This is a genomic window from Desulforhopalus vacuolatus (assembly GCF_016918505.1).
Taxonomy (GTDB): domain Bacteria; phylum Desulfobacterota; class Desulfobulbia; order Desulfobulbales; family Desulfocapsaceae; genus Desulforhopalus; species Desulforhopalus vacuolatus.
This window is the reverse complement of record NZ_JAFFPZ010000074.1, coordinates 1-2496: the sequence shown is the minus strand read 5'-3', so window position 1 is coordinate 2496 and position 2496 is coordinate 1. Positions and strand designations below refer to the sequence as shown.

Genomic DNA, 2496 nt, shown 5'->3' with positions numbered 1-2496 from the left:
CGTGTCGTGGTCTCCGCTTCGCTCCGGCTCGCCTCCATCAGGCTGGGTCTGGGACTTGCTCATTATAGTCCGAGTTACTATGATGAACTCACCCTTAAGAACGTGTGCCGTGCCCGGCACACAACCAGGCGCTTGCAGGTGACGCGCAAAAAGCAGCGCGCCCCTGAAGCGCGGCGTTATGTGCAAAGTAAACCTAATTCATTCAACTTGAGATCAAAAGAGTGACATTAAGAATGATAAAAATGGAAAGAGACTAAGAAAATATGGCAATCAAGAAATCTGATCTTTACTCATCACTTTGGGCGAGTTGCGACGAATTGCGCGGCGGGATGGACGCCAGCCAGTACAAGGACTATGTCCTTTTCATGCTGTTCATCAAGTACATCTCAGACAAGTACGCGGATACGGATGACTTTGCGCCGCCGGTTACCATACCGGCAGGGGCCAGCTTCAAGGACATGGTCAAGCTCAAGGGCAAAAGCGATATCGGTGACAAGATCAACACCCAGATCATCCAGCCGTTGATTGACAACAATTCCCGTCTGGCCCGCAGCGACTTCCCCGATTTTAACGACCCGAACAAGCTCGGCGAGGGTAAGGCAATGGTGGAGAGACTCACCAACCTGGTGAGCATCTTCCAGAAACCCGAACTGGATTTTTCAAAAAACCGCGCCGATCACGATGATATTCTGGGCGATGCCTATGAATACCTGATGCGGCACTTTGCTTCTGAAAGCGGCAAAAGCAAAGGTCAATTCTATACGCCTTCCGAGGTCAGCCGCATCATCGCGAAGGTCATCGGCATTTCACCGCAGAATGCCATTGCGTCCACCACAGCCTATGACCCGACCTGTGGATCGGGATCGTTGCTCTTGAAGGTGGCCGCCGAGGCGGACAAGCACATCACCCTCGAGGGGCAGGAAAAGGACATGACTACCGCCGGTCTTGCCCGCATGAACATGATCCTGCACGACTTCCCGACGGCCAACATCCTCCATGGCAACACGCTCGCCTCCCCCAAGTTCAAGGATGGCGAGAACTTGCGGACCTACGACTTTGTTGTTGCCAATCCGCCGTTTTCGGACAAAACCTGGATCACCGGGCTCACGCCCGCGACTGATCCTTATCAACGCTTTAAATGGGGGGAACCGCCCGCCAAACAGGGCGACTATGCCTACCTGCTGCACATCATTCGCTCCATGAAAAGCGCAGGCAAGGCAGCCTGCATCCTGCCGCATGGTGTGCTGTTTCGCGGTAATGCCGAGGCCGTCATCCGTAAGCGGCTTGTTCGCTCCGGATACCTGAAAGGGATCATCGGGCTGCCCGGCAACCTGTTTTACGGCACCGGCATCCCCGCCTGCATTCTTGTGCTCGACAAGGAAAATGCCCCGGGTCGCAAGGGTGTATTCATGATCGATGCCTCCAAGGATTTTATTAAGGACGGCAACAAGAACCGTTTGCGGGAGCAGGATATCCATAAGATTGTCGACACGTTTAACAAGCAGACCCATGCGCCCCGCTATGCCCGCATGGTTCCCTTTGACGAGATTTCCGGCGCCAAAAACGACTATAATCTTAATCTGCCGCGTTATATCGACTCTACCTCCCCGGAGGACATTCAGGACATCGACGGCCATTTGCGCGGGGGGATTCCAGACTTCGATATCAATGCGTTGGATGCCTATTGGCAGGTGATCCCCGGCGTTCGTCAAGAACTCTTCGAAAGCGCTGGCCGCCCCGGTTATTTCAGGCTGAAGTCGCCAATTTCGACAGTGAAGTCGGCCATTCTGAGTCACAACGAGTTTACGGCATTCAAGAAGACCGTAATGGAAATCTTTGATCAGTGGCGCACCACCAACACGCCAGCCCTGAAAGGCTTTAACAAAGAGGGGCACCCCAAAGCGTTGATTGAGACCATTGCCGAGGATTTGCTGACAAATTTCCGTAATGCCCCGCTGCTGGACGCCTATGACATCTACCAGCCCCTCATGGACTATTGGGCTGAGGCCATGCAGGACGATTGTTACCTGATCGCTGCCGACGGCTGGGAGGCCAAGACCCACCGCGTCATGGAAGAGGTCAAGAGCGGCAAGAAAAAGGGCGAGATGAAAGACAAGGGTTGGGCCTGCGACCTGATCCCCAAGCCCTATATCGTGGCTCGCTATTTTGCTAAAGAGCAGGCCGAGCTGGATGCCCTTCAAAATGAATTGGATACTGTTAGCGCCAGCCTTACCGAATTGGCCGAGGAACACGGCGGAGAAGACGGCGCACTGAAAGATCAGCGATTCCCGGGCACCCCTGAAACCCAGCAATAGCGTAGTTTTTAAAAAAAGTCTTCGTAAACATTTCAGAAGTTAAGGTAAAATTTCCCTTGACATATCGATGCGATTGTAATCGTCTTTTTGTAAGCAATATTAAAACCTTACAAGGAGGCTGCAATGTCCCGTCACATAAAAGAAACTATAAAAAGCCACAGACGAAAAATGGCCCAAACTG

2 protein-coding genes are annotated in these 2496 nt (G+C 52.8%); both read left to right on the top strand.

Annotation, left to right across the window (positions count from 1 at the left end):
- Nucleotides 1-225, top strand: a 225-nt coding sequence (locus JWG39_RS15905) for a hypothetical protein (RefSeq protein ID WP_205220425.1), incomplete at its 5' end; no start/stop codon positions are given.
- 38 nt (nt 226-263) lie between these two features.
- Nucleotides 264-2315, top strand: a complete 2052-nt coding sequence (locus tag JWG39_RS15900) for a type I restriction-modification system subunit M (RefSeq protein ID WP_240192184.1) — start codon at nt 264-266, stop codon at nt 2313-2315.
- Nucleotides 2316-2496: the final 181 nt, after the last annotated feature.